At 60.1% G+C, this 26540-nt stretch carries 18 protein-coding genes; 5 read left to right on the top strand and 13 right to left on the bottom strand.

Going from position 1 to position 26540, the window contains the following annotated elements; genetic code table 11:
• Window positions 1-2 precede the first annotated feature (2 nt).
• Together KUV51_RS00715 and KUV51_RS00720 are read left to right on the top strand one after the other, a co-directional pair.
• Complete coding sequence (locus KUV51_RS00715) at window positions 3-1040, top strand: LLM class flavin-dependent oxidoreductase (RefSeq protein WP_222519714.1); 1038 nt, start codon at window positions 3-5, stop codon at window positions 1038-1040.
• Between the two features lie 9 nt (window positions 1041-1049).
• Window positions 1050-2516: an aldehyde dehydrogenase gene (locus KUV51_RS00720; RefSeq protein WP_222519715.1), complete on the top strand. Its 1467-nt coding sequence runs from the start codon at window positions 1050-1052 to the stop codon at window positions 2514-2516.
• 102 nt (window positions 2517-2618) lie between these two features.
• Here KUV51_RS00720 and KUV51_RS00725 read toward each other — a convergent pair whose 3' ends face one another.
• The 5 genes from KUV51_RS00725 to KUV51_RS00745 all read right to left on the bottom strand — a co-directional run bounded on the left by KUV51_RS00725 (window position 2619) and on the right by KUV51_RS00745 (window position 8210).
• The gene (locus KUV51_RS00725) at window positions 2619-3611 is read right to left on the bottom strand and encodes an ABC transporter ATP-binding protein (protein WP_222519716.1); all 993 of its coding nucleotides are present in this window, start codon (window positions 3609-3611) and stop codon (window positions 2619-2621) included.
• Window positions 3611-4558, bottom strand: a complete 948-nt coding sequence (locus KUV51_RS00730; RefSeq protein WP_222519717.1) for an ABC transporter ATP-binding protein — start codon at window positions 4556-4558, stop codon at window positions 3611-3613. Before KUV51_RS00730 ends, KUV51_RS00725 begins: the two co-directional genes overlap by 1 nt.
• Before the next feature lie 33 nt (window positions 4559-4591).
• The gene (locus KUV51_RS00735) at window positions 4592-5530 is read right to left on the bottom strand and encodes an ABC transporter permease (RefSeq protein ID WP_261385588.1); all 939 of its coding nucleotides are present in this window, start codon (window positions 5528-5530) and stop codon (window positions 4592-4594) included.
• A complete protein-coding gene (locus tag KUV51_RS00740) occupies window positions 5527-6459 on the bottom strand; it encodes an ABC transporter permease subunit (RefSeq protein WP_222519718.1) in 933 nt (310 codons plus the stop codon). Before KUV51_RS00740 ends, KUV51_RS00735 begins: the two co-directional genes overlap by 4 nt.
• Window positions 6460-6593: 134 nt before the next feature.
• Entirely contained in the window at window positions 6594-8210 is a 1617-nt protein-coding gene (locus KUV51_RS00745) for a peptide ABC transporter substrate-binding protein (RefSeq protein WP_410001054.1), read from the bottom strand.
• 572 nt (window positions 8211-8782) lie between these two features.
• Between KUV51_RS00745 and KUV51_RS00750 the strand changes: the two genes are divergently transcribed.
• On the top strand, window positions 8783-12802 hold the full coding sequence (locus KUV51_RS00750) for a calcium-binding protein (RefSeq protein WP_222519720.1): 4020 nt from the start codon (window positions 8783-8785) through the stop codon (window positions 12800-12802).
• Window positions 12803-12925: 123 nt separating this feature from the next.
• Here the strand turns inward: KUV51_RS00750 and KUV51_RS00755 are convergent, their stop codons facing one another.
• Window positions 12926-13840 (bottom strand): DMT family transporter, encoded by a 915-nt coding sequence (locus tag KUV51_RS00755; RefSeq protein WP_222519721.1) that lies wholly within the window; start codon window positions 13838-13840, stop codon window positions 12926-12928.
• Window positions 13841-13935: 95 nt separating this feature from the next.
• On the opposite strand from KUV51_RS00755, the gene KUV51_RS00760 reads away from it, so the two are divergent.
• Complete coding sequence (locus KUV51_RS00760; RefSeq protein WP_222519722.1) at window positions 13936-14841, top strand: LysR substrate-binding domain-containing protein; 906 nt, start codon at window positions 13936-13938, stop codon at window positions 14839-14841.
• 25 nt (window positions 14842-14866) lie between these two features.
• Here the strand turns inward: KUV51_RS00760 and KUV51_RS00765 are convergent, their stop codons facing one another.
• On the bottom strand, window positions 14867-15748 hold the full coding sequence (locus KUV51_RS00765; protein WP_222519723.1) for a LysR family transcriptional regulator: 882 nt from the start codon (window positions 15746-15748) through the stop codon (window positions 14867-14869).
• A 124-nt stretch (window positions 15749-15872) separates the two neighbouring features.
• On the opposite strand from KUV51_RS00765, the gene KUV51_RS00770 reads away from it, so the two are divergent.
• On the top strand, window positions 15873-16871 hold the full coding sequence (locus KUV51_RS00770; RefSeq protein ID WP_222519724.1) for a hypothetical protein: 999 nt from the start codon (window positions 15873-15875) through the stop codon (window positions 16869-16871).
• Window positions 16872-16903: 32 nt separating this feature from the next.
• Here KUV51_RS00770 and cysG read toward each other — a convergent pair whose 3' ends face one another.
• The 6 genes from cysG to KUV51_RS00800 are packed head-to-tail and all read right to left on the bottom strand — an operon-like array spanning window position 16904 to window position 26443.
• Window positions 16904-18301: a siroheme synthase CysG gene (gene cysG, locus KUV51_RS00775; protein WP_222519725.1), complete on the bottom strand. Its 1398-nt coding sequence runs from the start codon at window positions 18299-18301 to the stop codon at window positions 16904-16906.
• Between the two features lie 10 nt (window positions 18302-18311).
• Window positions 18312-20915, bottom strand: a complete 2604-nt coding sequence (locus KUV51_RS00780; protein ID WP_222519726.1) for a nitrate reductase — start codon at window positions 20913-20915, stop codon at window positions 18312-18314.
• The gene (gene nirD / locus KUV51_RS00785) at window positions 20912-21247 is read right to left on the bottom strand and encodes a nitrite reductase small subunit NirD (protein WP_222519727.1); all 336 of its coding nucleotides are present in this window, start codon (window positions 21245-21247) and stop codon (window positions 20912-20914) included. The genes KUV51_RS00780 and nirD overlap by 4 nt, the downstream gene beginning before the upstream one ends.
• Window positions 21244-23676 (bottom strand): nitrite reductase large subunit NirB, encoded by a 2433-nt coding sequence (nirB, locus tag KUV51_RS00790; protein WP_222519728.1) that lies wholly within the window; start codon window positions 23674-23676, stop codon window positions 21244-21246. Before nirB ends, nirD begins: the two co-directional genes overlap by 4 nt.
• Window positions 23677-23681: 5 nt before the next feature.
• Complete coding sequence (locus tag KUV51_RS00795; protein ID WP_222519729.1) at window positions 23682-25358, bottom strand: ABC transporter ATP-binding protein; 1677 nt, start codon at window positions 25356-25358, stop codon at window positions 23682-23684.
• A gap of 5 nt (window positions 25359-25363) precedes the next feature.
• Complete coding sequence (locus KUV51_RS00800; protein WP_147112774.1) at window positions 25364-26443, bottom strand: ABC transporter permease; 1080 nt, start codon at window positions 26441-26443, stop codon at window positions 25364-25366.
• Window positions 26444-26540 lie beyond the last annotated feature (97 nt).

The following is a 26540-nucleotide window of genomic DNA, read 5'->3' on the forward strand; positions in this document are numbered from 1 at the left end:
AGATGCGCTTCTCACTCTTTGTTCACATGGAAAGGACATCTGCAGACGAGGACCAACAGGAACTTTACGAAAACTATGTCGCCCTTGCGCAAATGGCAGATCGGGGCGGGATGCACGCCGTATGGACTGGTGAACATCACGGCATGGACTTCACTATCGCGCCCAACCCCTTTCTGAACCTCGTCGATCTGGCGTGTCGGACCAGGAATGTGCGATTGGGCACAGGCACGATCATCGCCCCGTTCTGGCATCCGATCAAACTTGCCGGTGAGGCGGCCATGACCGACATGATGCTGGACGGTCGTCTCGATCTCGGCATCGCGCGCGGCGCTTACTCCTATGAATACGAGCGCATGGTTCCCGGCATGGATGCGTGGGATGCGGGCCAGAGAATGCGCGAACTGGTACCGGCATTGCAGGGACTGTGGAAGGGTGATTACGCTCAGGAGGGCACATACCACGCTTTTCCTGCAACAACCTCCTCCCCCAAACCTGTTCAGCCACATGGTCCTCCGATCTGGATTGCCGCGCGCGACCCAAACAGTCATGAATTCGCGGTATCAAATGGCTGCCAGGTGCAGGTCACGCCGCTTTGGCAGGGCGATGAAGAGATCACCAAGCTGATGGACACGTTCAAGGCGGCCTGTGCGAAATTCCCCGATGTTCCCAGGCCGGACATCATGCTGCTCAATCATACGTACATTGCCGAGGATGAGGCCGACATCGAACAAGCCGCACAGGAGATCAATCGCTTCTATTGCTATTTTGGCGCATGGTTTAAGAATGAACGCCGCGTCCGTCAGGGTCTGATCGAAACCTTGTCCGATCAGGAGATAGCCGCCCATCCGTTCTATTCGCCCGAAGCGATGAGGCGAGACAATGTGATCGCGACGGCGGACAAGGCAATCGAGCGGATCAAAGTGTATGAAACGCTGGGGTATGATGAATACTCGTTCTGGATCGACAGCGGCATGAGCTTCGAGCGAAAGAAAGCTTCGCTGGAGCGGTTCATCAAGGATGTCATGCCAGCCTTCGACTAGGGAAAAGCGATGCAACAGTTTCAGCATTATATCGGCGGCACGTTCTCGGACGGGGCCGCCCAGTTCGACAGCGTCGATCCTGCGACTGGCCAGGTATGGGCCAAAATGCCAGAAGCCCGACGTGCAGATGTCAACGCCGCTGTGCGCGCGGCGCGTCAGGCCTTCCTATCGCCGCAGTGGGCTGGAATGTCCGCTTCGGCACGAGGCAAGCTACTATCGGGGCTTGCTGATCTGATTGCCCAGAATGCAGCCAGACTTGCCGAACTGGAAACACGAGACACCGGCAAGATCATTCGAGAAACATCTGCGCAGATTGCATATGTTGCAGATTACTATCGCTACTACGCCGGGCTTGCCGACAAGATCGAGGGCGCGCATCTGCCGATCGACAAGCCGGACATGGAAGTATGGTTGCGCCGCGAGCCCATTGGTGTCGTGGCCGCGGTGGTCCCGTGGAACTCACAGCTGTTTCTCTCGGCGGTCAAGATCGGACCGGCGTTGGCCGCGGGATGCACGGTGGTGCTGAAAGCGTCGGAAGAGGGGCCCGCACCAATGCTGGAGTTTGCACGCATTTTCGATCAAGCGGGATTTCCTCCGGGCGTTCTCAACATCGTCACGGGGTTCGGCGCAGAGTGCGGAGCGGTGCTGACCAGTCATCCCGACGTGGACCACGTGGCATTTACCGGTGGCGCTGATACCGCCCGCCAGATTGTACGCAATTCAGCCGAAAACCTGGCCTCAACGTCCCTGGAACTGGGTGGCAAATCCCCCTTCATCGTGTTCGAAGACGCGGACTTGGATAGCGCTGTGAACGCGCAAGTGGCGGGTATCTTTGCTGCGAGCGGTCAAAGCTGTGTCGCGGGTTCGCGTCTGGTTCTGTCCGACAGGATCAAGGATGCATTTCTTGCCCGGCTCAAGCAAAAGGCCGAGGCGGCTGTGATTGGACCACCTGACGACATGGCAACAGAGGTGGGGCCGCTTTGCACAAGGGCGCAGGTGTCGAGGGCCGAGGACTTGATTGCCGCGTCGGAGACGGCCGGGGCCAGAGTTGTGACTGGCGGGCGTCCACTCGAGGGGGACGGGTACTATTTCCCGCCGACCATTCTGGATTGTTCGGGGGCGCCCGATGCACCATGTTTGACGCAGGAAGTCTTTGGTCCCGTCTTGTCTGTTGTCAGCTTTACGTCTGAGGACGAGGCTCTGCAGATTGCAAATGATACGGCGTTTGGACTGGCCTCCGGTGTCTTCACGCGGGACCTGACCAGAGCGCATCGGATGATCCGCGGCATTCGCGCCGGTATCGTTTGGGTCAATACATACCGCGCTGTCAGCCCCATCGCACCGTTCGGTGGTCACGGCCTATCCGGGCACGGCAGGGAAGGCGGTTTGCAGGCGGCGCTGGACTACACCAAAGTCAAAACCGTCTGGCTGCGCACCAGCGACGATCCCATACCCGATCCCTTTGTGATGCGCTGACGCAGTGCCTTGATCGTTTGATCAGGGCTCACACGAATACCTGCTCGACGGCCATCCGGCACCAATGTCAATTCGTGCAGGTACCCATGTCGCACATCATCATTACGCCATGCTGTCGGCTTCCATCGGCGCGTCCTCCAGCAAGAAACAAGCAGCCTGATGTTGCCCGTGGCGTATCATCGGGGGTCTGGCGGTTTTGCACTTCGCCATTGCTTTTGGACAACGAGATGCAAACAGACAGCCGGACGGCAGGTTGAGCGGGCTTGGCAGATCGCCCTCCAGCATTTGGGGAGTGATGCGCACACGCGGGTCGGGCACTGGCACGGCAGACAGCAACGCTTGCGCATAAGGGTGCTTTGGATCGCTGACGAGGTCGGCCGCAGGCGCCCGCTCCATCGGTGCGCCCATATACATCACAAGTACCTCGTCCGAGATATGGCGCACCACGCCCAGATCATGCGCAACAAACACAATGGCAAGACCCATCTCGCGCTGCAGCTCCTTGAGCAGGTTTACCACCTGTGCCTGGATCGACACGTCGAGGGCCGATACCGGTTCGTCACACAGCAGAACCTTGGGACCCGCAACCAGTGCACGCGCGATGCCGATACGCTGGCATTGCCCGCCCGAAAACTCGTGCGGAAAGCGGTTCGCTTGCGTTGATGGAATGCCCACCCGATCCAGCATCGCCAAAGCTGTATTTTGCCGTTCTTCGGCGCCCATTTCGGGTTTGAAAAAGGTCAGCGGTTCGACAACGATCTCGCGGATGGTCATGCGCGGGTTGAGCGACGCGATAGGATCCTGAAAGATCATTTGCATGGTGGCCCGCAAGCGCTGCATTGACGCGCGGTCGCGGTAGGCCACAGGTTCCCCATCCAGAGTTACGTTGCCCGACACCAAGGGGGCCAAGCCTGCAACCGCCCGGATCAACGTGGATTTGCCGCAGCCTGACTCGCCGACGATACCGAGTGTCTTGCCGGCTTCCAGCTCGAACGAGATGCCGTTGACGGCGTGCACCAACCCCGGAGGAGACCAGGGCCACTTCTTGGTTTGCGCAACGGGGAAGGTGACATGGGCGTTTTCAACAATCAGCATCAGGTCAGTTCCTCAACCGGGCGCAGGCAGGCACGCCCTTGCTGCAATATGGGCAACGTATCGCGGCAGGTATCGACAGCATCGACACAGCGCGGTGCAAAGGGGCAGGATTGCGGAAAACGGTGCTGGTTTGGTGGGCTTCCAGGGATCGCCGTCAAAGCGTCTGACGGGTCGTCGATGTTTGGAACAGCGCGCAGCAAACCGCGAGTATAGGGGTGCGCGGGTTGGTCGAACAGGGCTTCGGTCCCGGCCTCTTCCATGATCCGCCCGCCATAGAGGACGACAACCTCTTCGCAGAATCCGGCCACAACACCGAGGTCGTGCGTAATGAGCATGACGGACGTCCCAAAGTCCCGTTGCACGTCTGCCAGAAGCTGCATGATCTGCGCCTGAACGGTCACATCAAGTGCAGTTGTCGGCTCGTCCGCGAGGATCAGCTTGGGCTGGCACATCAGGGCCATGGCAATGACGATCCTCTGGCGCATACCGCCCGAGAATTCGTGCGGATAGGCACGCAGGCGCGACTTGGCGTCCGGGATACGGACCGCATCCATGACCTGCAGTGCGCGGGCACGGGCATCGCGGCGGGACAGCCCCTCGTGGTTCTCCACGATTTCCGTCAATTGCCGCTCAATGGTCATGTAAGGGTTCAGCGATGACATCGGGTCCTGGAAAATGATGCCAATCTCACGCGCCCGGATCCGGTTCATCTCGCGGTTCGACTTCGTAAGCAGGTCATCCCCGTTCCACAGGATACGGCCCTCCACTTCGGCATTCTTGGCAAGCAAACCCATGATGGCGAGTGCGATCTGCGACTTTCCCGAGCCGCTTTCACCCACGACCGCAATCTGCTGACCGGCGCTGACCTCAAAGGAAACATCATTGACCGCATGGACCAGCCCGTCGCCGGTGCGAAAGCGGATATGCAGGTTTTCGACACTCAGCATGAAATTGCTCGCAATGTTACGGAGTGGTTCAAACTATCTCTCCTTGGGGTCCAAAGCGTCCCGCAGGCCGTCGCCGATGTAGAACAACGAAACCTGCGCGATCACGAAGATTGCGGCGGGAAAGCCCAGTTGCCAAAGGGTGCCGAATGTCATTGTCGACGCCCCTTGTGACAGCAATGCGCCGATCGATGTGTTGGGTTCCTGAATGCCTACGCCAAGGAAGGACACGAGACTTTCCATCATGATCACTTCTGGGATGACGATTGATGTGTAGATCACAACCACCCACAGCACATTGGGCGCCAGGTGTCGGAAGATGATCTTGAAATCCGACATCCCCAGCATCCGCGCGGCATCCACGAACTCGCGGTTTTTCAGCATCATCACCTGACCCCGCACGATCAGCAGGCCCGCGGTCCAGTTCACCAGGATGATCACAAGGATCATCTGGCTCATCGAGCGGCCGAAAAAGGCCTGCCAGACCACGAAGAAGATGATGTAGGGGATGGCCAGCCAGATCGTGTAGGCGGCCAGCACCGTGCGGTCCAAACGCCCGCCATAGTAGCCTGCGAGCGCGCCCAGCATGGCCCCAAGCATGACGGAGACGGGCCCAGCTATGAACCCAACCAGCAACGACGTGCGCGTCCCCTGCACGACGCGGGCATACAGATCGCGGCCCAATTCATCGACGCCGAACCAGTGACCGTTCTCCAGCGATGGGCCGCCATCTTCCTTGATGCGGCCGAGGACGTTCCAGTCAATCTCTTCGAATGACCAGCGGGAAAACAGGTTACCGAAGATCGAAAACAGGATCAGGAGGCTCAGCATGCCGACCGAAAACACAGCCATGCGATTGTTCAGGAACCGGCGTCCAGCATCCGCCCAGAACGAGCGGGAGGCGATCATCTCGGGCGCGCGTTCATCGGCAAAGGCGCGGGATTGAAGGCGGCGGCGGGCCGCAGAGAGGATCATGACAAGCCCGCCCGCACCTTGGGATCAATCCAAGCGTAAAGCAGATCGACCATCAGTGTCAGCGCAAAAGTGAGAACGGCGTAGAGTATGGCGAGCCCCAGCAGGATCGCATAATCGCGGCTGTAGGCTCCGTTGATAAAGTCTTGCCCGATCCCGCCGGTGGAAAAGAACACATCCACAAACACCGATCCGGTGATCATGTAGACAAAGACAGGCCCCATGTACGTGAGCGTTGGCAGCAAAGCGGGCTTCAGTGCATGGCGTATGATGATCGTGCGTTCGGGCAGGCCCTTGGCGCGAGCGGTGCGGATATAGGGCGAGTTCAGAACTTCAAGCATTGACCCGCGCGTCAGGCGCGCGACCGAGGCCATGTAGGATGTGCCCAATGCGATGGCGGGCATGACGACGTATTCCCATTGGCCGCCATTCCAGCCCCCGCCGGGCAAAAGGCCCCATGACAGCGTGAACAACAGCACAAGCAGCGGTGCCAGCACGAAGTTTGGAAAAATCTGCGAGAAAATGGCGAGACCTGTCATCGTATAGTCCCAGAACCCGTTATGCCTCAGCGCGGCGATGATCCCCAGTGGAATGCCCAACACCAGCACAAACACCGCAGACCAGAACCCATAAGTGAGCGTCACGGGGAAGCCTTGGGCGATGACGTCATTCACCGTCCGGTCCTTTTGCGAAAAGCTGGGGCCGAAATCAAAGCAGCACAGGATGTTACTGACATAGGTCCAAAGCTGGACGTGCAGTGGCTCGTCCATACCGTAGCGTTCCAGCACGTTCGCCATCACGGCGGGGGGCAGGGGGCGTTCAGACGTGAACGGCCCACCTGGCGCAAGGCGCATCAGATAAAAGGCAAAGATCACGAGGATCAAAAGCGTCGGCAGCACCATGAGCAGGCGGCGAAGCGTGTAATTGAACATTGGGCATTCCCATCAATGGGCGCGGATGAGGTCGGCAAGGGTGCTCCACCATACCGCGCGGGGCGTGCGCTGTACCTGAGCCAGCGCACGCCCTTGAACCAGAACCCCGGCGCGCAGGCCGGGGCACGATCGCGTCAGTCGGCGACGCGGTAGAGGTCTTTGGAGTACCAGTTCTGCTCGACATTGTTCATGGGCCAGCCCTGGATGGCATCGGACAGCATCACATTGGTCGAGTAGTGATAGATCGGGATGACCGGCATCTCTGCGGCCACGATCTGCTCAACTTCTGTGTAGAGCGGTTGGGGATCGCTGGACGACTTGGCTTCGGCCATCAATTCGTCCACGCGCGCGTTCGAGAACTTGGCGTCGTTGTAGCCGGACTCGGTGGTCAGCAGGTCAAGGAAGGTCGACGCCTCGTTGTAGTCACCACACCACGCGCCCCGCGCCATGTCGTAGTTCTGCGCACTGCGGGTCTCGAGGAACACCTTCCATTCCTGGTTTTCGAGGGTCACGTCGATGCCCAGCTTCTGCTTCCACATCTGGGTCGCGACGATGGCGACCTGCTGGTGCGCCTCGTTGGTGTTGTAGAGATACTTGAAGCTCAGCGGCTCACCGCCCTCGCCATAGCCGGCTTCGGCCAGCAATTCTCTGGCTTTTTCGTCACGCTCGGCTTGCGTCATCGATGCCATCTCGATGTCCGGCATCTCGAAATCAGCGGTCGCTGCGGGGGTAAAGTTGAAGGCCGGGAACTGACCGCCCTGCAAAACGCGCTCAACGATTACCTCGCGGTCAACGGCAAGTGCGAGGGCCTGACGCACACGCACGTCCTGAAACGCCTCGGGGCCGGAGGCCAGGTTGAAGTTGAAGTAGTAGTTGCACAAGCGTGGCAGGGCAAAGGCCTCATCCGGGAACTCTTCGGCAAGTGCGGGATATTGGCCCGCGGGAATGTCGGTCATGTCGACCTCACCTGCACGCCATCGCGTCAGACCTTGCGCATCGTCACCGATGACCAGCGTCGTGACTTTTTCGAGAACCGTATTTTCGTTGTCCCAATAGTTCTCGTTGCGCACACGGACCGAGCGTTCCTTGGGAACATGTTCTTCCAGGACGAAGGCGCCGTTGCTTACCATGTTTTCGGGGCGGGTCCATTGCGCGCCATGTTCCTCGATCACCCATTTCGGGGAGGGGAACGTCGTGGCATGCGTCACCATCTTGGTGAAATAGGGCAGCGGTTTCGACAGGTTGACGACGAGTGTCCGATCATCCGGTGCCGAAACACCCAGTTCCGATGGCTCCATTTCGCCGGCGACGATGGCGGCACCGTTCTCGATCGCCATCAACTCCATGTACCATGCATAGGGCGAAGCGAGTTCGGGATCGACGGCGCGCTGCCACGCATAGACGAAGTCACCGGCGGTGACGGGCGTTCCATCGGACCAAACAGCGTTGTCACGCAGCGTGAACGTGTAGGTCAGGTTGTCCGCAGATGCCTCGTGGCTCAACGCGACACCGGGAACGATGTTGCCGTCGGCGTCCTGATTATAAAGCCCCTCGAACAGATCGCGCACGATGTCGGACCCATAGGTATCTTCGACAATCTGCGGGTCGAAGGACGAGAATTCGTCAAGAATACGGTAGGTAAACGACTGGTCCTCGGCCAAGGTGACGCCTGCTGGCACATCGGCGGCAAAGGCGGGTGTTGTCAGGAAAGTCGTGGCAAGGGCTGCGACGAAAAACGAGCGGCGTTGCAATGGTGATCTCCTCTGTTGGCTATATTTCCTTCTGTGGTTGTATTGTGCCGCATGCGCAAGCAGGGCCAAAGGTATCTGGGGCAGAATTGGCGCTACGGAATGGCCTGATCGGCGGACTTCTGCCAACGCATGCATTTTAAGCTGCAAATCAGAAACCGGCGCCGCCTGGTTCATCACCTGCCGCCTCTCACCAAACCTGGCGCGGTCGACTGCGCGATGAAGAAAGACGCGGCACCGGGACACTGACGACGTTTGCCGACAAATCCGGGATCGGCTTTGAATTGACTTGTACAGCCCTCGGCCCCTGGCGCGCTGATTGAAATCAATACGCCAACGAACACCGAAACCGAGAAAGCAGGAACTTGTCGACACCCGGACCAGTACGAACACGTCTCGAATATACCAGTCCGAGATCAGACCGGTTTGACAAATCGCATTGCACCCCGCCCCAACACGGTTAAGTTTCATCTTGATACCAAGCGCAGCGCATTTGCTGCACCAGCGATGTACGCTCATAGCTTTTCTGTTTGGTCAGCTCATTTTTCAATTTTTGTTTTTGGGGATCACTTCAAATGACAGTCCTGACTTTTGTCGGCACCACCGGCGACGATATCTTCGAGATCAACTTTTCGGGGGTCGTTTCGGCGGGCAGCTCGTTTCAGGGGTTCGACGGAACCGACCGCCTGAGCATTTTCGGTTTGGTCTCGTTCGAAGAACTGATCCTGGACGCGAGCGCCTCCGTCGAAGTCATTGAAGCACTCATCGGCATCCAGGGCACCGAAGGCGACAACCTGTTCAACCTCAGCGGTGTGACCACTTTGGTCCATTCAGGCGTGCCGTTCTACTTTGGCGCGGGGAACGACACCGTGTTTGGAACACAGGACGGGGATGTGCTGTGGGGGGAAGACGGCGACGACTACATCAATGGCGGCCTGGGCGACGATACGCTGGTGGGCAATAGGGGCGCCGACACGTTGATTGGCGGCGCCGGGGACGACGTGTTTGTGATCGACGTCTCCCTTGTCGAAGCTGGCGATGTCTTCGACGGTGGCGCCGGGCACGATGTTCTGCTGCTGCAAGGTTCTGTCCAATACGAAGGATTGGTTCTCGACGCAGCGGCATCTGTCGAAGAGCTCCGCGGACAAAGCAGACTATTGGGTACAGACGGGAATAACCTGTTCGATCTGAGCGGCGTGGAGCGTTCCGACTCCCAGATACGCATCTTTGCTGAGGGCGGAGACGACACGATTGTCGGATCGGCGCAAAACGACTCTCTGAGGGGAGGCACCGGCAACGACAGTCTGCAAGGCGGAGGCGGCGACGACTATCTTATAGGCGATGCCGGTAGTGACACGCTGGCGGGGGGCGACGGAAATGACACCCTTGTCGCCGACACGAGCGATGCTGTTCTTGACGGTGGTGACGGGAATGATCTCTTGTCCGTGCAGAACGTCCGGGGGGGGATAACGGAACTGCCCGCCTCGATCTTTGGAGGAGAAGGCGAGGATACACTCAATTTTTTTGACGGACGGCCGCGCTTCGAAGAAATCGTAATCGAAGCGGAGATGTCGATCGAAGTCCTGCGGTTTTCTATGCAGATGTTCGGGACCGACCAGGATAACCTTTTCGATCTGAGCGAAATCGAGCGACCGGCGGATAGATATGAATATCTTCTGGGTGCTGGTGATGACACGATGTTCGGCACGGGCGGCGGCGATCGTATCGAAGGCGAAGACGGCGATGATCTGCTTTACGGAATGGGCGGTCGCGACAACGTCTTCGGAGGCGCGGGGAACGACACGCTGTACGCCAATGATGGGTCGGTACCGACGTTCTTTGATCCGTCTTCCAGCCGCGAGGGGCTCTTTGGTGGCGATGGCCACGATCTGCTGGTTGGCGCTGAGCTCGGTCTAATCATGGACGGTGGTTCCGGTGACGATACGCTTTTCGGTGGCGTACGGCGCGATACCATCGTCGGTGGATCCGGAAATGACCTGATCTACGGCGACGGTGATCCGGCAAACGATCTCAGCTCGTTGATACCGCCAACCTACTCTCACGTAGGCGACAGTATCATTGGCGGAGATGGTCGGGACACGATATTTGGCGGTTTGGGTCGTGATACCCTCAGCGGGGATGGCGGCAGTGATGTCCTGTACGGCGGGGAAATCGACGATACCATGTACGGTGGAGAAGGCGATGACTTGCTCTACGGCGAAGAGGGCAATGACCGCATGTTTGGCGGCAGCGGCGATGACACCATAAACGGTGGCGATGGGGAGGACATAGCCCGATTTCTCATCAGAACCTCTGACATAATCTCAGTCACCCAGACGGTGGATGGTGTCGAAATCGTCTCTTCCGAAGGCACCGACCTTCTGATTGATGTTGAAAGGTTTGGCTTTCAAGACGCGACTGTCGATCTGGAGGGCTTGCTGAGGTTCGCAGAGATCACCGGAACGCCCGGTGATGACACACTGAACGGAACTGCGGGAGATGACACCATTTTAGGGCTGGCCGGCGATGACGTCATTTCTGGTTTTGCAGGCGATGATCTGATTGATGCTGGTGCCGGGAATGACGTGGTCCGTGGGTTCGATGGCGACGATACTATTCTGGGGGGAACAGGTGATGACACGCTTTTCGGTGAAGGCGGCGATGACGTTCTGGAAGGCGGTACAGGTAACGACGTCCTGGTTGGCGGCGCAGGCCAGGACACCTTGCTCGGCGGCGAGGGCAATGACCGGCTCATAGTCTCCATGAACGATACCCTGACAGAGCTGCCGGGTTCCATTTCAGGCGGCGCTGGTGAGGACACCCTGGAGTTACGAGGCGGGGAGATACGCTTCGAAGAACTCGTTCTTGACGATGCGATGTCGATTGAAGTGTTGGACCTGGCGTTCGACGTACTTGGTACCGAAGACGCAAATCTTTTTGACATCCGGACTGTTGAAGGAACGGCAGGTGTCGGGGAGTTCTTCTTGGCGGGCGGCAACGATACGATGTTTGGTTCGCAGGGCGATGACGTCATACAAGGCGGCGACGGAAACGACTTGATTTACGGGGTCGCGGGATCTGACGATCTGCAAGGAGGCGCCGGTAACGATACTATTTATGGCGGTGGTGCAGGCGGTGTGGGAAACGTGTCTCCGGATGACCCTGGCTCGGCTCTGCGTGGGCAAGACGGTGACGATCTCTTGATTGCTGGCCCGAATGGCAACGCTCTGCTTGGAGGCACTGGCAACGACACGATGGTCGGCAGTTTGAACGGAGATCGCGTCGAAGGCGGTTTCGGAAACGATCTGATGTTCGGCGATGGTGACCCGGCTTACGGCACGCCGCAGAACACATCGCCTGACATTTTCACCGGAAGAGATACGCTCGAAGGTGGAGCTGGCGACGACACCATGTACGGGGGCTTTGGCCGGGATTCCATGTCGGGCGATGAAGGTGACGACATGATGTACGGCCAGGAAGGGAACGACATTCTGATCGGTGGCGATGGCAATGATACCATCAACGGTGGCTCCGGCAACGACAGGCTGACCGGGGGTGATGGTGATGATGTCGTAAACGGCGGCTCTGGCGACGATCGTCTGATCAGCGATAGCGGCAATGACACGCTGAACGGCGGAGAAGGCGAGGACGGAGTTCAATTCCTGTTCGCAAAACGGGTTGTGACCTCGGTCACCCAAACCGACGAAGGGATCGTAATCGTGTCGCGTGACGGCACCGACCTGCTGGTCGATGTCGAATTCTTTGCCTTCAGTGACGGTACGCTCAACCTCCAAGAATTGCTGTCTATCAATCAGACCCTTGGAACACCCGGCGACGACAGCATCGTCGGTGCAACTGGGAGTGACACCATCTTGGGGCTGGGTGGTGACGATACGATTTTGGGCAATTCGGGTGCAGATCTGATTGATGGCGGCACAGGGAATGACAGCCTCTTGGGTGGCACTGGTCAGGATACCATTCTGGGCGGCTCTGGCGACGATACACTAAACGGTGGTTTCGGTTTCGACAGTCTGCTGGGGGGCAGTGGCGCCGATCTTCTTTTCGGGCAGGAAGGACAAGATACTCTGAACGGTGGCGCAGGAAACGACACGCTCAACGGCAATGCCGGCGCAGACAGCCTTGATGGCGGTGTCGGCAACGACGTGTTGAACGGTGGCATCAATTTCGACATCCTGAACGGCGGCGCCGGCGACGACACATTGAATGGTAACAACGGCAGTGACACGTTGAATGGCGGCGATGGAGATGACCGGCTGAACGGCAATGCGGGATCCGACGTGCTGAACGGCGGCGCTGGCAATGACGTCATGCGCGGTGGCATCGGGGCCGACACATTCGTCTTCGGCGTGGGTGACGATGTCGACCGCATTGCGGACTTCCAGAGGAACATCGACACGGTCCAGCTGGATGCCGATCTGTTTGACGAGACCAACCCGACAATGAACGACCTGCAGAACTATGCGTCAACAAATGCAAACGGACATCTTGTTCTGACATTTGCAAATGGTGACAGCCTCGTCTTCGTGGGCATAGATGAGGTCTCGGATATCCTCGGGGATGTTGTGTTTGTGTGATCCCGGACCGCAGCAGATGCATGCCACGCTGTGTCTGCTGCGACCCAACGGTCAGGTTCCATCGACAACCTGATGTGCAACGCAAAATACGCGCGGGTTTGCGACGTGCCGCCCAGTGTTTCTTTACGGCGACGTTTCCTTTCTCCTGTCCGCTGGCGGCGGATGCAGCAGTGACATCAGGCCAGCGGCAGCGATCATGGCAATGCCAAGAACCGCCAGGGCCGCAGGCCATTCACCGAAAAACAAGACACCCCAAACCAGGCTGAACAGCAAATAGCTGTAGTCGAAGGCGGCAATCATTGCCGGTGGCCCCTGTTGGTAGGCAATGGCGGCTCCGACGCTGCCAACCAGAATGACCAGCGCAAGCGCTGACATTATGGCAATCATCTCGGGCCCAACACTTTGCCAGGTTCCAAGAACAAACGACCCTTGCTGACCTGAAAAAAGGGCAAGCAGCGCACCGGCAGCGATGAAGGCAATATTGAGGGCGAGGGCCAGAACAAACGGATCGTCATTGCGACATTTCCGGGCCGTCAACACCATTGCACATGCATAGAGAAACGCAGCCAGTACCGGGAGCATCGTGGCGAATTCAAACCCTGACGTGTCCGGGCGGAGTATGAGGACAACCCCCGTAAATCCGAGAATGATCGCAAACAGCGTGCGTGAACTGGGCCACCGGTGCGACAGGCAGGCCGTCAGCACAATGATGAGGATCGGCGAGGTATAATATGCCGCTGCAGCCAGCGACAACGGCATGAGCGGCAGCGCGGAATAGTAGCTCAGCCACATAGCGACAAGCAAAGCGCTGCGTACAGCCACCCAGAGCACCGATCCGGGCCTCTTTCGACCGCGACTGCGCGCCAACCACCACAGGATCGGCACGACGATGGCCGAGCGCAGAATGTAGATCTGCCAAAGCGGTACAGAAAGGCTTGTCGCCTTGATAAGGGCATCGCCAAGGGACAGGGCTGCGACCGACGCCAGGATGGCAATTACGGCTTTTCGGGGTGATTTATGGTCAGTGGTTTGGGGCAATGTGCTACAGTATTCGAGGATTGGTTTTGTTCAAAAAATCATGTATCTCGCCTTTTGAAAAAAGAGTTTTGACGCACTATGCATGAGAAATAGTCATGGATGTCAGGAGGTATAATCTCCCGCCCCTGTCACGTCTCAGACCCTTCGAAGCGGCCGCGCGGTACGAGAGTTTCTCATTGGCTGCGGACGAGCTTGGTATGACTCAGACCGCCGTCAGCAAGCAGATTGCGCAGCTGGAGAACGAGTTGGGGACCGCCCTCTTCGAACGTCGCAATCGGGCTGTTTTTCTGACCGATGCGGGCCGAAGACTTGGGCGGGTGGTCAGCACTGCACTTGCCGACGTTGCTGCCGAAGTTGCGCATATTCGCGGCCAACGGCGATCAGGTGAGTTGGTGCTGCACTGCCAGTTGTGCGAGGCGTTCTATTGGCTCATGCCGCGCCTGTCGCGCTTTCATGAACAGTTTCCCGACGTCGAGTTGCGGGTGCTCAGCGCGCTGAATCCGTTGACCCAAAGCGCCGAAGCCTTCGACGTGGCGATACAGACCTCCAGCCGCGCTTCCGGGTCGGCGCGTCTGGCTTTTACCGCGGCTGACGAGGTTTTTCCGGTCTGCGCACCGAGCCTGGTCATGGACAGGCAACTTCCCCTGTCAGCGGCTGATCTCTTCTCGTTTCCGTTGCTCTCTCACTCTGTCATTCCGCAGGACTGGATGGAATGGCAGGACTGGTTTGAACATGTCGGCGTGCCAGTGTCGGCGCACCGGCGGATCATGGCTTTCGACAGCTACCCGGTGGCCCTTCAGGCTGCCGTTGCGGGGCAGGGAGTTGCCTTGGGGTGGCGGCGAACAACCGAAGCCATGATCGCCGAAGGTAAACTCATGAGACCCTGCCGGGAACTTGTCGCGCGCCCAAACGAGCTCTCCGTATATAGCAGCGCAGGTCGCGATCAGCATCCCGATACGGATCGCCTTGTGGAGTGGCTTTCATGCGAGCTTGCGCAATAGAACGTCATGTGTCGCTGTCGCGCCTTCATCGGGCGCCATCTTCAAATCCGCTTTGGATCCAGTCGACGATCCGCTCAAGATGGCGCTGGCCGCCATGTTCTCCTGACCAGGACACGAAAAGACAGTCATCCGTCGGGTCCGGGTGCGCCCAGATCTCCACCAACCGCTTCTGACAGATGTCACGCTCCACCATGTAGGTCGGCGCGATGGCAATCCCATGCCCTTCCATGGCTGCGTCCAGTGCAAGCGCGGCGCGGTCGAAATTCAGGACCTTGCGCGGAGCGTGCTGTCCCATGATGCCGAACAGCGCGTCCCATCTGCGATGCGCATCCTGCAACAAAGGCAAATCCACCAGCTCGTCGAGCGCCATCGGCGTGTGCGGGAGCATCAGGTCGGGGCTGCACACCGCCACGAGACGGATGTCGACCAGGCGTTGTGTGCGGTGGGTTGGGTTGCGATCAGCCGCCTTGCCGGGCCAGATCGCAATCTCGTTCCGCCCCAGGTTTCGCGACAGGATCCGGTCGTGCACCTCGGTTCTGAGGGTGATACCGGGAAACCGGTCGGAAAACGCTTTCATCCGCGGCATCAGCCACTTCGCAGCCGTGGATGGGCCAAGGTGCAAGGTGACATGATCCACACGCATTGCGCCCGAAATGTCGACGAGCGCCGTTTCAAGCGTGCCCAATGCGTTGTCAATCGCCGCCCGGCACCGTTCCCCGGCGGGCGTCAGGGACACGCCCCGTGTTTCGCGCTGTAACAGGACGACACCGAGGTCGAGCTCCAGCCGTCGGATCCGCTGTGACACGGCCCCGCGCGAGACGTTCAATTCGTCGGCCGCGTGTTGAAGGTTCCCATGACGCGCCACGACGGAGAACACACGCAGCGCATTTAGATTGAGTCGGGTCATTCGCAGCCCCAAGCCGATAGATTTTCTAAAGGCTCAGGCAAATATCCTGTTTTGTCAAATCGGTACGGGAGGGCGATACACGCTTCGACACCGCGTTTCACGTCACATGATCCAGGACATGCACATGCACCCAAGTATTCGCCAAGCCACGCCGCAAGACATTCCGGGCATTGTCGAGCTGCTGCTCACCGACGCCGCTGACCGTCAGACAGTGGATGCAGTCCTTTGGAAGATGGGCAAGGATGCGGCGGCTGACATTCATGCGGCGCTCACCTTCGCGCTGACGTCCGACAAGCAACCGTTTCAGCAGATCTGGCACGTGGCAGAACACGAAGGCGCAATCACCGGCGTCGTCCACTCCATGCTGCTGCCGGTGCCGCCGATCTATGCAGGTTCGAAAGGCGAACCTGGGTTGATCCTGCCCGACGCCTTTGTCGCGCCGGGTGCAGCGCACACCACCGCCAAGGCATTGATTGAGGCTGCGGAACAGGCTCTGCGGGATGCCGGTGCCCAGATCATTCTGACCTCGTTGGTGACCAGTGAAACCTGGCAGGACGTTTTCGATGAGCGAGGCTACGCCCCGTTGACGCTGTATCTGTCCCGTACCGGCCTGGCAGGCGCCGAGCGGCCCGCCAACATACGCTCCGCCACGCAAGCGGACATTTCCGGTATCGTTGCGCGAAGCGCAGAACACCGCCAGGTCCTGTTCGACATCGACCCGTTCTGGGAGACGCATGTCGATGCCGACACCCGATTTGCCGCATGGATGACGCGCAGCCTGTCCTTGCCAGACCGGGATATGATGGTGCTCGGCCCACCGGACTCCCTTGGGGGATACGTGATCGCCCAGCCCGCCTCCCGGCTGCACTTTCCGCCGGCCCATGACATTGGCGGCACCGGTGTCATTGATGACTATTTCCATACCGACTTCGCCGATGTCGAAACGCTCGCGCATTCAGGCGATGGGGCCATCGCGCTTCTGCACGCGGCAGAGGCGGCCTTCGTGGCGCGAGGCATCGACGCGGTCTTTGTGGTGTGCCCGGCCGCATGGCATTCAAAGATTGAACTGCTGAAGATGGCGGGCTACGAAACCGCCATGGTGTGGTCGATCAAGCGGGACTGACGCGCGTCGCGTCGCCCCTTCTGAGTTGGGTGTCAGACAGCCACGAGATGAGGAACCGGCTCAGCCATGTCGCATGTCGAGGTGTCGCGATGGGACAGGAACAGGATGGCGGGGCTTTCGATGCCGGCCTCGGTCAACTTCTCCACCATGTTCTTTGCCGCACAACGCAGAACCTTCTGATCGGCATGTTGTGCGTTGCTGACGGCTGTCAAATCGATCTGATCCAGCAATCCCGCCCGTGACAGGCAATCGGCGATCTTAGGCGCGGCCGCGACACCCATGTAGACGGCCACATTGCTGCGCTGGGTCAGATGCGTTACCCAATCGGGCACACCATTTCCGTCTGCACAACGGCCGGTGGTCAGCACCAGCGTATCACTCTTGCCCCGTTCGGTGAGAAAACCGCCGACCGCCGCCGCGGCGCCGCTGGCGGCCGTTACGCCCGGCACGATTTCATACTCAAGGTTTGCGGCCTGCAGGGCTTCCGCCTCTTCGGCACCACGGGCGAAGACGCCGGGGTCGCCGCATTTCAGGCGCACGACGCGCTGCCCGCGTTTTGCAGCACCTACGATAACGGCGTTGATCTTGTCCTGTGGCCATGCGTGACAGCCCGGTTCCTTGCCTACGAACACCCGCTCCGCATCGCGCCGGGCCAATTCCAGCACGCCGGGATCGACCAGCCGGTCATAAAAGATGATGTCGGCCTCTTGCAGCCGCTGCACACCGCGCAGGGTAATCAGGTCGCTTGACCCCGGACCAGCACCAACGAGGGCCACAGGTGCAGGGGCCGCGGCAGGCACTTTGCCTGTGCGGATCACGTCCTTGATTGCACGGGCGACAGGCGCGTCGCCTTCGCGGGCATGCTGTGCACGCAAGGGTCCGTTGAACACCCAGCGCCACAAGTCACGGCGCTGGCGTGGCCCGAGCCGATGCGCCGCATAGTCCCGCAAGCGCCCCGCAAGGGCTGCCAAATCGCCCAAACGCGGGTCGAGCATCCGCTCCAGCGCGGTCTTGACCTGACGGGCCAGGACCGGCGCCGTGCCTTCTGTTCCAATGGCAACGACCACTGGGTCCCGGTCCACGATGGCCGGAGTGATGGCGTCACACAGGTCCGGTTGGTCGACCACATTGACCAGCGCGCCCGCATCGCGGGCCACCGCGTGCAGGGCGGCATCGATGCCGGGACAGCCGGTGCCGACAAAGACCAGCGGCGCGCCTTGCAGCGCTTTTGCCGTGATCGGGCCAGTGCGGTGGGTGATCCGACCTTTGTCTGCCAGCGCCTGCAATTCCACGTCGAGGGTCGGGGCAAACACCTCGATCTCCGCTTCGGTCTTGAGCATGAGGCGGCATTTCTGCGTCGCCTGCTCCCCGCCGCCCAGGATTACAACGCGGCGATCGGTCATGGTCAGGAACATGGGAAAGGTCTTCATGGCATGTCTCCTATTCTGCGGCGACGGCTGGGGTGGGAGCGGGCAAAAGAAGGCCCTGCAGCTCGGGCTTGCAGGCACCGCAATTGGTGCCAGCGCCGGTGCAGTCGCCCAAGGCTTCGACGGTGGCTGAGCCATCCGCAATGGCCCGTTTGAGATCGTTCAGGCCAACACTCATGCACGCGCAAACCGTTGGGCCGGGATCGGCTTGAGCGCCCGCCGCCCGCCCGGCGAGGGCCGAGACTGCGGGGCGGTCTTGACCAATGGCAGAGATCGCATGTGCCCGAGAAAGCTGCACCGGTTTCGGCGACAGAAACAGAAGTGCGGTCAGCCGCCCATCCATCCGGTGCGCAATCCGCTGCGTTTCGGTCGCTGCATCCGAAAAGACACTGATGCTGCCGTTCAATGGCCCAATCAGTTTGGACAATAGGGTTTCTGCGTCGGGCCGCGACGATGCTCCGGCCAACTCTGCTTGCCAGCCCGTGTCCGTCCGGGCGACAGCACAATAGTCTCCGGACATGGAGATGTCGTTTTGCGACGCAAGAAACCCATACCAATCCGCACCGAAACGTCGTGCTGAAACGCGCCCGAATTTCAGGGCCGGTTGACCAGATACAGGATCTGTACCTGTTTGCACGACGGCATTCACCGTCCCCTTGGTTGCGCGTTGCCGGGTCCAATGCATCGGCGCAAACAGGTTGCCCCGCGCGACACGATCTGTCGGCAGGCTGCGTAAAATGGCGCTGTTGTTGCCGTCGCTGAGCACGCACAACTCGGCTGTATCGAGGTTCAACGCGGCGGCATCCGCGGGGTGAATTTCCACATATGGCTCCGCCAGATGAGTGCCCAGCCGTGGCGCTTTGCCCGTGCGTGTCATCGTGTGCCACTGGTCACGGTTGCGGCCTGTGTTCAGGTGGAACTGACCAGACGCAACCGGCGCGGGCGCGGTCAGTGGCAACATACGCGCCTTGCCATCCGCATGATAGAAGCTGCCGTCGGCGAAAAACCGGGTCTGCCCCTTGCCCTCTGCCGGAACCGGCCACTGCACAGGCGCCAGCGCGTCATAGTCTGCGTCGCTCAGCTTCGCCAACCCGCTGATGTCAAAGTCCCGCTCGAACGGACGCATTGCAGCAGAAAGCGCTGCGTGTTCCCGAAACACATCCGCAGGGCTCTTGTAGTCAAACGCCTCCGCCCAGCCCATGGCCGCCGCCACATCGCTGATGATCTTCCAATCCGGCCGCGCCTGCCCCGGCACGGGCAAAAACGCCCGCTGCCGCGAAATCCGGCGCTCGGAGTTCGTGACCGTCCCGCTCTTCTCGCCCCACCCAGCGGCAGGCAGCAGCACATCGGCCAGATCGCTGGTATCCGTCCGCGCCATGATGTCCGACACCACGGTGAACGGCACATTGGCGATCGCATCCGCCACCCCCTGCGCGTCGGGCAGGCTCACCGCCGGGTTCGTCGACATCACCCACAGCGCCTTGATCCGACCATCGGCACAGGCCTTGAACAGATCGACGGCCTTCAGTCCGGGCACGTCGCAAATCGTCGGACTTCCCCAAAACGCCCGCACCGCAGCCCGGTGCTCTGCATTCTCAATATCCAGATGGCTGGCGAGCATATTGGCCAGACCGCCCACCTCGCGGCCCCCCATGGCATTGGGCTGGCCGGTGACAGAAAACGGCCCCATCCCGGCACGCCCAATGCGGCCCGTGGCAAGGTGACAGTTCAGAATGGCGTTGACCTTGTCTGTCCCGCAAGACGACTGGTTCACGCCCTGCGAATAGACGGTCACAACCTTCTCGGTCCCCGCCCACATGGAATAGAAGATCGCCAACTCATCGGCTGACAGCCCGCTCGCCGCTGCGTCCGTTGCATAAGCGGCGGCCAAGGCAGGCTCGAACCCGTTCACATGGGCATCGACATAGTCCCGATTCACCCGGCCCGTCGTCGCCAGATGCGCCAAAAGACCGTTGAACAAAGCCACATCCCCATCCGGCGCAATGCTCAGATGCAGATCAGCAAGCTGAGACGTCGCCGTGCGCCGCGGATCGACATTCACGATCCGCATCTCGGGCCGCGCCTCCTTGGCCGCGGCAATGCGCTGATGCAGAACCGGATGGCACCATGCCAGGTTCGACCCGACCAGAACAATCAGATCGGCCCCTTCCAGATCCTCATAGGTCCCCGGCACGGTATCGGTCCCAAAGGCCCGCTTATGCCCCGCCACGGAAGACGCCATGCAAAGCCTTGAATTTGTGTCGATATTCGCCGCCCCGATAAATCCCTTCATCAGCTTGTTGGCGACATAGTAGTCTTCGGTCAGCAACTGACCCGACCCGTAGAAGGCCACAGACTCCGGCCCATAATCCCGGATCGCTTCGGAGAACTTCCGCGCGACAAGCCCGATGGCCTCGTCCCACCCTGTCTCAATCCCACCCACGGTCGGGGCTAGCAATCGGCCATCCAGATCAATCGTCTCGCCCAGAGCAGACCCTTTGGAGCACAACCGCCCGAAGTTGGCCGGGTGTTTCGCGTCGCCCTTGATCGTCCCGTCAGGCGACGCGATCACACCGCAACCTACGCCGCAGTATGGGCAGGTCGTGCAGGTGCTCATGCGGCAGACCGCGCCTGCAGGAACGTGGTATCCAGCAGGATGCGCCCGCCTTCAACCCGCGCCGGATAGGTCGCCACCTGGCCCTCGTCGTTGCCCTGTACCAACCCGGTCTCAAGCGAGATGACCCAGCTGTGCAGGGGGCACGTCACGGCAGACCCATGCACGATCCCCTCGGCCAGTGGCCCCTGCTTGTGCGGGCAGGCGTTGTCGAGGGCAAAAACCTCGTCCGCCGCCGTCCGAAACACGGCCACACACCCCGCCCGCGTTTTCACCACGCGCGCGCCGCGTTGGGGAATGTCGTCGAGGGCTGCAATATCAATCCAGTCGGTCATTCCGCAGCCTCCAGCGTCAGGTTCGCAACAGGCCGGTAAACCGCGGCCTTCTTCTGGGCGTGCTCGGCCCAGGGGTCTTTCTGATAGACGGTCTGTGACAGATCAAAGCGGGCCGCCAAAGCATCACGCTCTGACGGATCTGCAATACGCTCGCGTATCCAATCCAACCCCACCTTGTTCATCCACTTGTAGATACGGTCGAGATACTTAGCGTTCTCGCGATAAAGCTGTGTCATTGCCTTGATCACGAGGATGGTTTCTTCCTCGGTCTCGACATCAATCAGCCGCTCAACCTCGCGCACATCCATGCCCGCGGCCCCACCGATACCAACCTGAAAGCCGCTGTCTACACAGACAACACCAATGTCCTTGCACGTGGCCTCCGCACAGTTGCGCGGGCAGCCCGACACACCCAGCTTCAGCTTGTGCGGCGTCCAAGACCCCCACAAAGCCTTCTCCAGCTTGATGCCCAGACCCGTCGAGTCTTGCGTCCCGAAGCGGCAGTGATCGGTGCCCACACATGTCTTTACCGTGCGCAGCCCCTTGGAATAGGCGTGGCCCGACACCATCCCGGCATCGTTCAGATCGGCCCAGATCGCTGGCAAATCCTCGCCCTTCACCCCCAACAGGTCGATACGCTGACCGCCGGTCACTTTCACCGTCGGCACGTCGTATTTGTCGGCGGCATCGGCAATCGCGCGCAGTTCATCCGGTGTGGTGATCCCGCCCCACATGCGCGGCACGACGCTGAACGTCCCGTCCTTCTGGATATTCGCGTGCTTGCGTTCGTTGATGAAGCGCGACTGCGGGTCGTCCAGATATTCCAGCGGCCAGTCCGCAATCAGGTAGTAGTTCAGGGCGGGGCGGCACACATGGCAGCCATCCCGCGTTTTCCAGCCACATTCCTGCCAGACGGCATCCATGGACTTGAGTTCCTGAGACTTGATCATCCGCCGCACGTCTTCATGCGTCAGATCGGTACAGCCACAGATCGACTGCGCCGCTGGCATGACGAAGTCATCGCCCAGCGTGACGGCCAGAACCTGTTCCACCAGACCCGTACATGTCCCGCAAGAAGCCGACGCCTTGGTCACAGCCTTCACGGCCGTTAGGTCGGTTGCGCCGCCCTCGATCGCATCCACGATGGTGCCCTTGCAAATGCCGTTGCAGCCACAGATTTCCGCATCACGCGGTAAGGCTGCAACGGCTGCTAAAGGGTCCACGGGGGCACCCCCTTGGTAGGCAGGTCCAAAGATCACCGTATCGCGCATCTCGGCGATGTCGGTCTTGTCGCGGATCAGGCCGAAGAACCAGTTGCTGTCGGCGGTGTCGCCATACATGACGGTCCCGACAACCACGTTGTCCTCAATCACGAGCCTTCGATACACCCCGCGTCCCGGGTCTCGGAACACGATGTCCTCGCGCCCCTCACCGTCAGCAAAGTCTCCAGCGCTGAACAGGTCACAGCCCGTCACCTTCAGCTTGGTGCTTAGTTCCTTCTGAACGAATGTCGCCTCTTCGCCGAGGATCGTCTGCGCAGCGACTTTCGCCTGATCGTAAAGCGGAGCCACAAGGCCAAAGATCGCGCCGTTGTGTTCGACACATTCGCCCACGGCCAGGATGTGTTCATCTGACGTGAGCATCTGGTCATTCACATGGATGCCTTTGCCGACCGCCAGGCCCGCTTCCTGCGCCAGCGCCACGTTGGGGCGGATGCCCACCGCCATGACCAGCAGGTCACAGGGTAGCTCCGTCCCGTCATCCAAGAGCAGCGACCTGACCTTGCCGTCTTCCCCAAGGATCTCCTTGGAATTCGCCTGACACAGCACCGTAATGCCCTTGTCGACCAGCGCCTTGCGCAGCAGATAGCCTGCGGCTTCATCCAACTGGCGCTCCATCAGGTGGCCCATGATGTGTACGACAGTCACGTCTACACCGCGCGCTGCCATGCCCGCCGCGGCCTCCAGTCCAAGCAAACCACCGCCAATGACCACAACCTTGTTCTGTGGCCCCATCGACATCATGAGTTCGGTGTCTTCCAGATCACGATAGGCGATCACGCCGTCCAGATCATGGCCGGGCAGGGGGATCATGAACGGGTTGGACCCCGTGCCGAAGATCAGCTTGTCATAGGGCAGCACGTCGCCGTTTTCCGCCGTGACTGTCTTCGCCGCTCGGTCCACCGACGCGACCCGCTCACCAAAGCGGCAAGTGACGCCATTCGCCTCGTACCAATCGGCATCGTGCGTCACGATCTCTTCATAGGTCTTGTCGCCCGCCAGCACAGGCGACAGCATGATCCGGTTGTAGTTCCCGCGCGGCTCGGCATTGAACAGCGTGACCTTCACGTCCGCGCCCGCGTCAAACAGGTGCTCCAGCGCACGGCCCGAGGCCATGCCAGCACCGATGACGATGATGTTCTGTGTCATCTCTTTCACTCCGCTGCCATGGCTTTGGGTTTCGGCTTGGGCTTCGCGCCGTGCTCGTATTCCTCAAGGAAATCGAGCACGTCCTGCCGGTAGTTGTAGTAATCCGGATGCTCGAGCAGCGCCTTGCGCGTGCGCGGGCGGGGCAGATCAACATCCACGATCTTGCCAATGGTCGCCTGCGGCCCGTTGGTCATCATCACCACCCGGTCGGCCAGCAAGATGGCCTCATCCACGTCATGCGTCACGCAGATGGCCGTGACCTTGGTGCGCGACCACACCTCCATCAGCACTTCCTGCAATTCCCACCGCGTGAGCGAGTCCAGCATCCCAAACGGCTCATCCAGCAACAGCAGCTTCGGCGACAGCGCAAACGCCCGCGCAATGCCCACCCGCTGCTTCATCCCGTTCGATAGATCCGCCGCCTGCTTGTCCATCGCATCGCCGAGGCCGACACGCTCAAGGTAGTACTCCACCACATCCTGCCGCTCCTGTCGCGACGCGCGGGGATAGACCTTGTCCACCCCGATCGCCACGTTCTCCTTGGCGCTCAGCCACGGGAACAGGTTGGGGGACTGGAACACCACGGCCCGCTCAGGATCCGCACCCTCCACATGGCGACCATCCAGCTTGATGGCCCCTTTGGAGATCTCGTTCAGCCCCGCAGCCATCGTCAGCACGGTCGACTTCCCGCAGCCCGAATGCCCGATCAGTGAAATAAACTCACCCTTGTTGATCTTCAGATCGAAATCCTCGACGACGGTCAGCGGCCCCTTCGGCGTCGGATACACCTTGTGAAGCTGCGAGAAATCGAGGAACCGGTTCTCGATCATGCCCTTCTGCGCCTCGGCCACCGCCGATGGCACACCATGGATGGGGGTCACATCAGGCAGCACCTTCGTACCCTCGACCTTCGCCTCGATCCCCACATCCATCAGGTACTTGGTCACATCCGCCCGCAACCGCTTGAACTGATCGTTATGGTTCATCTCCATGCGATCACGCGGGCGGGGGATGGAAACAGAGAACTCGTTACCCAACGTACCATCGGGGTTCAGCGCAATGATGCGGTCGGCGAGGATAATGGCCTCGTCCACATCATTGGTAATCAACACACAGGTCTTCTTGTCGGCTTCCCAGATATGCTCGATCTCGTCAGCCAGATTGGCGCGGGTCAGCGCGTCCAGCGCGGACAAAGGCTCATCCAGCAGCAGAACCTCGGGGTTCATCGCCAGCGCACGGGCCACATTCACCCGCTGCCGCATCCCACCCGACAACTCGGCAGGACGGCGACCCGTGGCATGGCCCAAGCCAACCATCTTCACATAGTGGTCGACCTTCTCAGCCCGCTCCGCCTTGGACAGATTGGGAAAAATGGTGTCCACAGCCAGACCCACATTCCCATTCACCGTCAGCCAGGGCATCAGCGAATAGCTCTGAAAGATCACCCCGCGCTCCGGCCCCGGCCCGGTGATGGGCGCGCCTTTGAACGTCACCTCACCGGTCGACGGGGTATCCAGACCCGCCATCAGGTTGATCAGGGTCGTCTTGCCGGTGCCCGAAAAGCCAAGGAGGACCAGAAACTCCCCCTCTTTTACGGACAGAGAGATGTCTTTCAAAACCTCCGTCCGCTCGGTCCCTGCCTCGAAATACTTCGATACGTTTTTGAACTCGATCATGCTCATGGCGATCACCGGTTGTTCGTGAAGGTGAACATGGACTGGATGGCGTACATCAGGCGGTCCAGCAGGAAGCCGATGATGCCGATGGTGAACACGGCCACCATGATCTTGGCGAGGGATTGCGAGGACCCGTTCTGGAACTCATCCCAGACGAATTTGCCCAGGCCGGGGTTCTGAGCCAGCATCTCGGCGGCGATCAGAACCATCCAGCCAACACCCAGGGACAGGCGCAGGCCGGTAAAGATCAGGGGCAGGGCCGAGGGCAGGACCAGCTTGGTGATCTTGGTCCAGGTGTTCATTTTCAGAACCTTCGACACGCTCACCAGATCCTTGTCGATGCTGGCCACACCAAGGGCTGTGTTGATCAACGTGGGCCACAGCGAACAGAGCGTCACGGTGATGGCCGAAGTGAGGAAGGATTTGGCAAAAAAGCCGTCCGCGGCATAGGTGGCCGACACAACCATCGTCACGATGGGCAACCACGCCAGCGGTGACACCGGCTTGAAGATCTGGATCAGCGGGTTGATCGCCGCGTTCACCGTCGGGCTCAGACCGGCGGCGATGCCAAGCGGGATGGCGACAACCGACGCGATCAGGAAGCCAAAGAACACCGTCTGGATCGACGTCCAGATTTGGTCGTAGTAAGTCGGCTTGCCGGTATAGACGCGCTCTTTCACACGGTCCGCCTGACCATCTGCAATTAGCTTGGCGTTGCGCTCGTCCTGACGGACATAGAACGCCGCCTCTTTCTCTTTCTCGCGCTGCGCATCTTCGTGCAGCTTGCCCACCTGTTCCCAGACCTGTGCCGGTCCAGGGATTGCACCCAGCGATGTCTGCACCGTCGGTGCGAGCGAGGCCCATGCAACGAGGAAAAAACCGATGGCGACAAGCGGAACGCCCAGCAAGCGCCAGATTTCCTTGGTCTGCGCCTTGGGGTTATCGCCCGCGGCTGCCTTCAGCACCGGGGTCAGCCAGGCAAGGCCCAGAACCTGGAACCATTTGTCGGCGGCGTTGATGCGGGTGAACGTCCGCTGCTTGCGTTCTTCGCGCGCTGCGGCGTCCAGATCGGATGGGTCGATGGCGGTCATTTCAGGGCCTCCTCGGCGGGATCGGGCGGGGCGGTGAAAACCCCATATCTTGTGTCTGGCGGGCTATGCTGCACTGCGGCGGTGCATAGGGGGTGTA

The organism is Tateyamaria omphalii, from assembly GCF_019802125.1.
Lineage (GTDB): Bacteria > Pseudomonadota > Alphaproteobacteria > Rhodobacterales > Rhodobacteraceae > Tateyamaria > Tateyamaria omphalii_B.

What these genes read in the sequence shown, in the direction of transcription:
- nirB (WP_222519728.1), bottom strand. Translation starts at nt 23,676, where the DNA reads ATGACACAGAACATCATCGTCATCGGTGCTGGCATGGCCTCGGGCCGT.
- nirD (WP_222519727.1), bottom strand. Translation starts at nt 21,247, where the DNA reads ATGACCGACTGGATTGATATTGCAGCCCTCGACGACATTCCCCAACGC.
- KUV51_RS00740 (WP_222519718.1), bottom strand. Translation starts at nt 6,459, where the DNA reads ATGTTCAATTACACGCTTCGCCGCCTGCTCATGGTGCTGCCGACGCTT.
- KUV51_RS00750 (WP_222519720.1), top strand. Translation starts at nt 8,783, where the DNA reads ATGACAGTCCTGACTTTTGTCGGCACCACCGGCGACGATATCTTCGAG.
- cysG (WP_222519725.1), bottom strand. Translation starts at nt 18,301, where the DNA reads ATGAAGACCTTTCCCATGTTCCTGACCATGACCGATCGCCGCGTTGTA.
- KUV51_RS00765 (WP_222519723.1), bottom strand. Translation starts at nt 15,748, where the DNA reads ATGACCCGACTCAATCTAAATGCGCTGCGTGTGTTCTCCGTCGTGGCG.
- KUV51_RS00780 (WP_222519726.1), bottom strand. Translation starts at nt 20,915, where the DNA reads ATGAGCACCTGCACGACCTGCCCATACTGCGGCGTAGGTTGCGGTGTG.
- KUV51_RS00720 (WP_222519715.1), top strand. Translation starts at nt 1,050, where the DNA reads ATGCAACAGTTTCAGCATTATATCGGCGGCACGTTCTCGGACGGGGCC.
- KUV51_RS00725 (WP_222519716.1), bottom strand. Translation starts at nt 3,611, where the DNA reads ATGCTGATTGTTGAAAACGCCCATGTCACCTTCCCCGTTGCGCAAACC.
- KUV51_RS00730 (WP_222519717.1), bottom strand. Translation starts at nt 4,558, where the DNA reads ATGCTGAGTGTCGAAAACCTGCATATCCGCTTTCGCACCGGCGACGGG.
- KUV51_RS00760 (WP_222519722.1), top strand. Translation starts at nt 13,936, where the DNA reads ATGGATGTCAGGAGGTATAATCTCCCGCCCCTGTCACGTCTCAGACCC.
- KUV51_RS00770 (WP_222519724.1), top strand. Translation starts at nt 15,873, where the DNA reads ATGCACCCAAGTATTCGCCAAGCCACGCCGCAAGACATTCCGGGCATT.
- KUV51_RS00800 (WP_147112774.1), bottom strand. Translation starts at nt 26,443, where the DNA reads ATGACCGCCATCGACCCATCCGATCTGGACGCCGCAGCGCGCGAAGAA.
- KUV51_RS00715 (WP_222519714.1), top strand. Translation starts at nt 3, where the DNA reads ATGCGCTTCTCACTCTTTGTTCACATGGAAAGGACATCTGCAGACGAG.
- KUV51_RS00795 (WP_222519729.1), bottom strand. Translation starts at nt 25,358, where the DNA reads ATGAGCATGATCGAGTTCAAAAACGTATCGAAGTATTTCGAGGCAGGG.
- KUV51_RS00735 (WP_261385588.1), bottom strand. Translation starts at nt 5,530, where the DNA reads ATGATCCTCTCTGCGGCCCGCCGCCGCCTTCAATCCCGCGCCTTTGCC.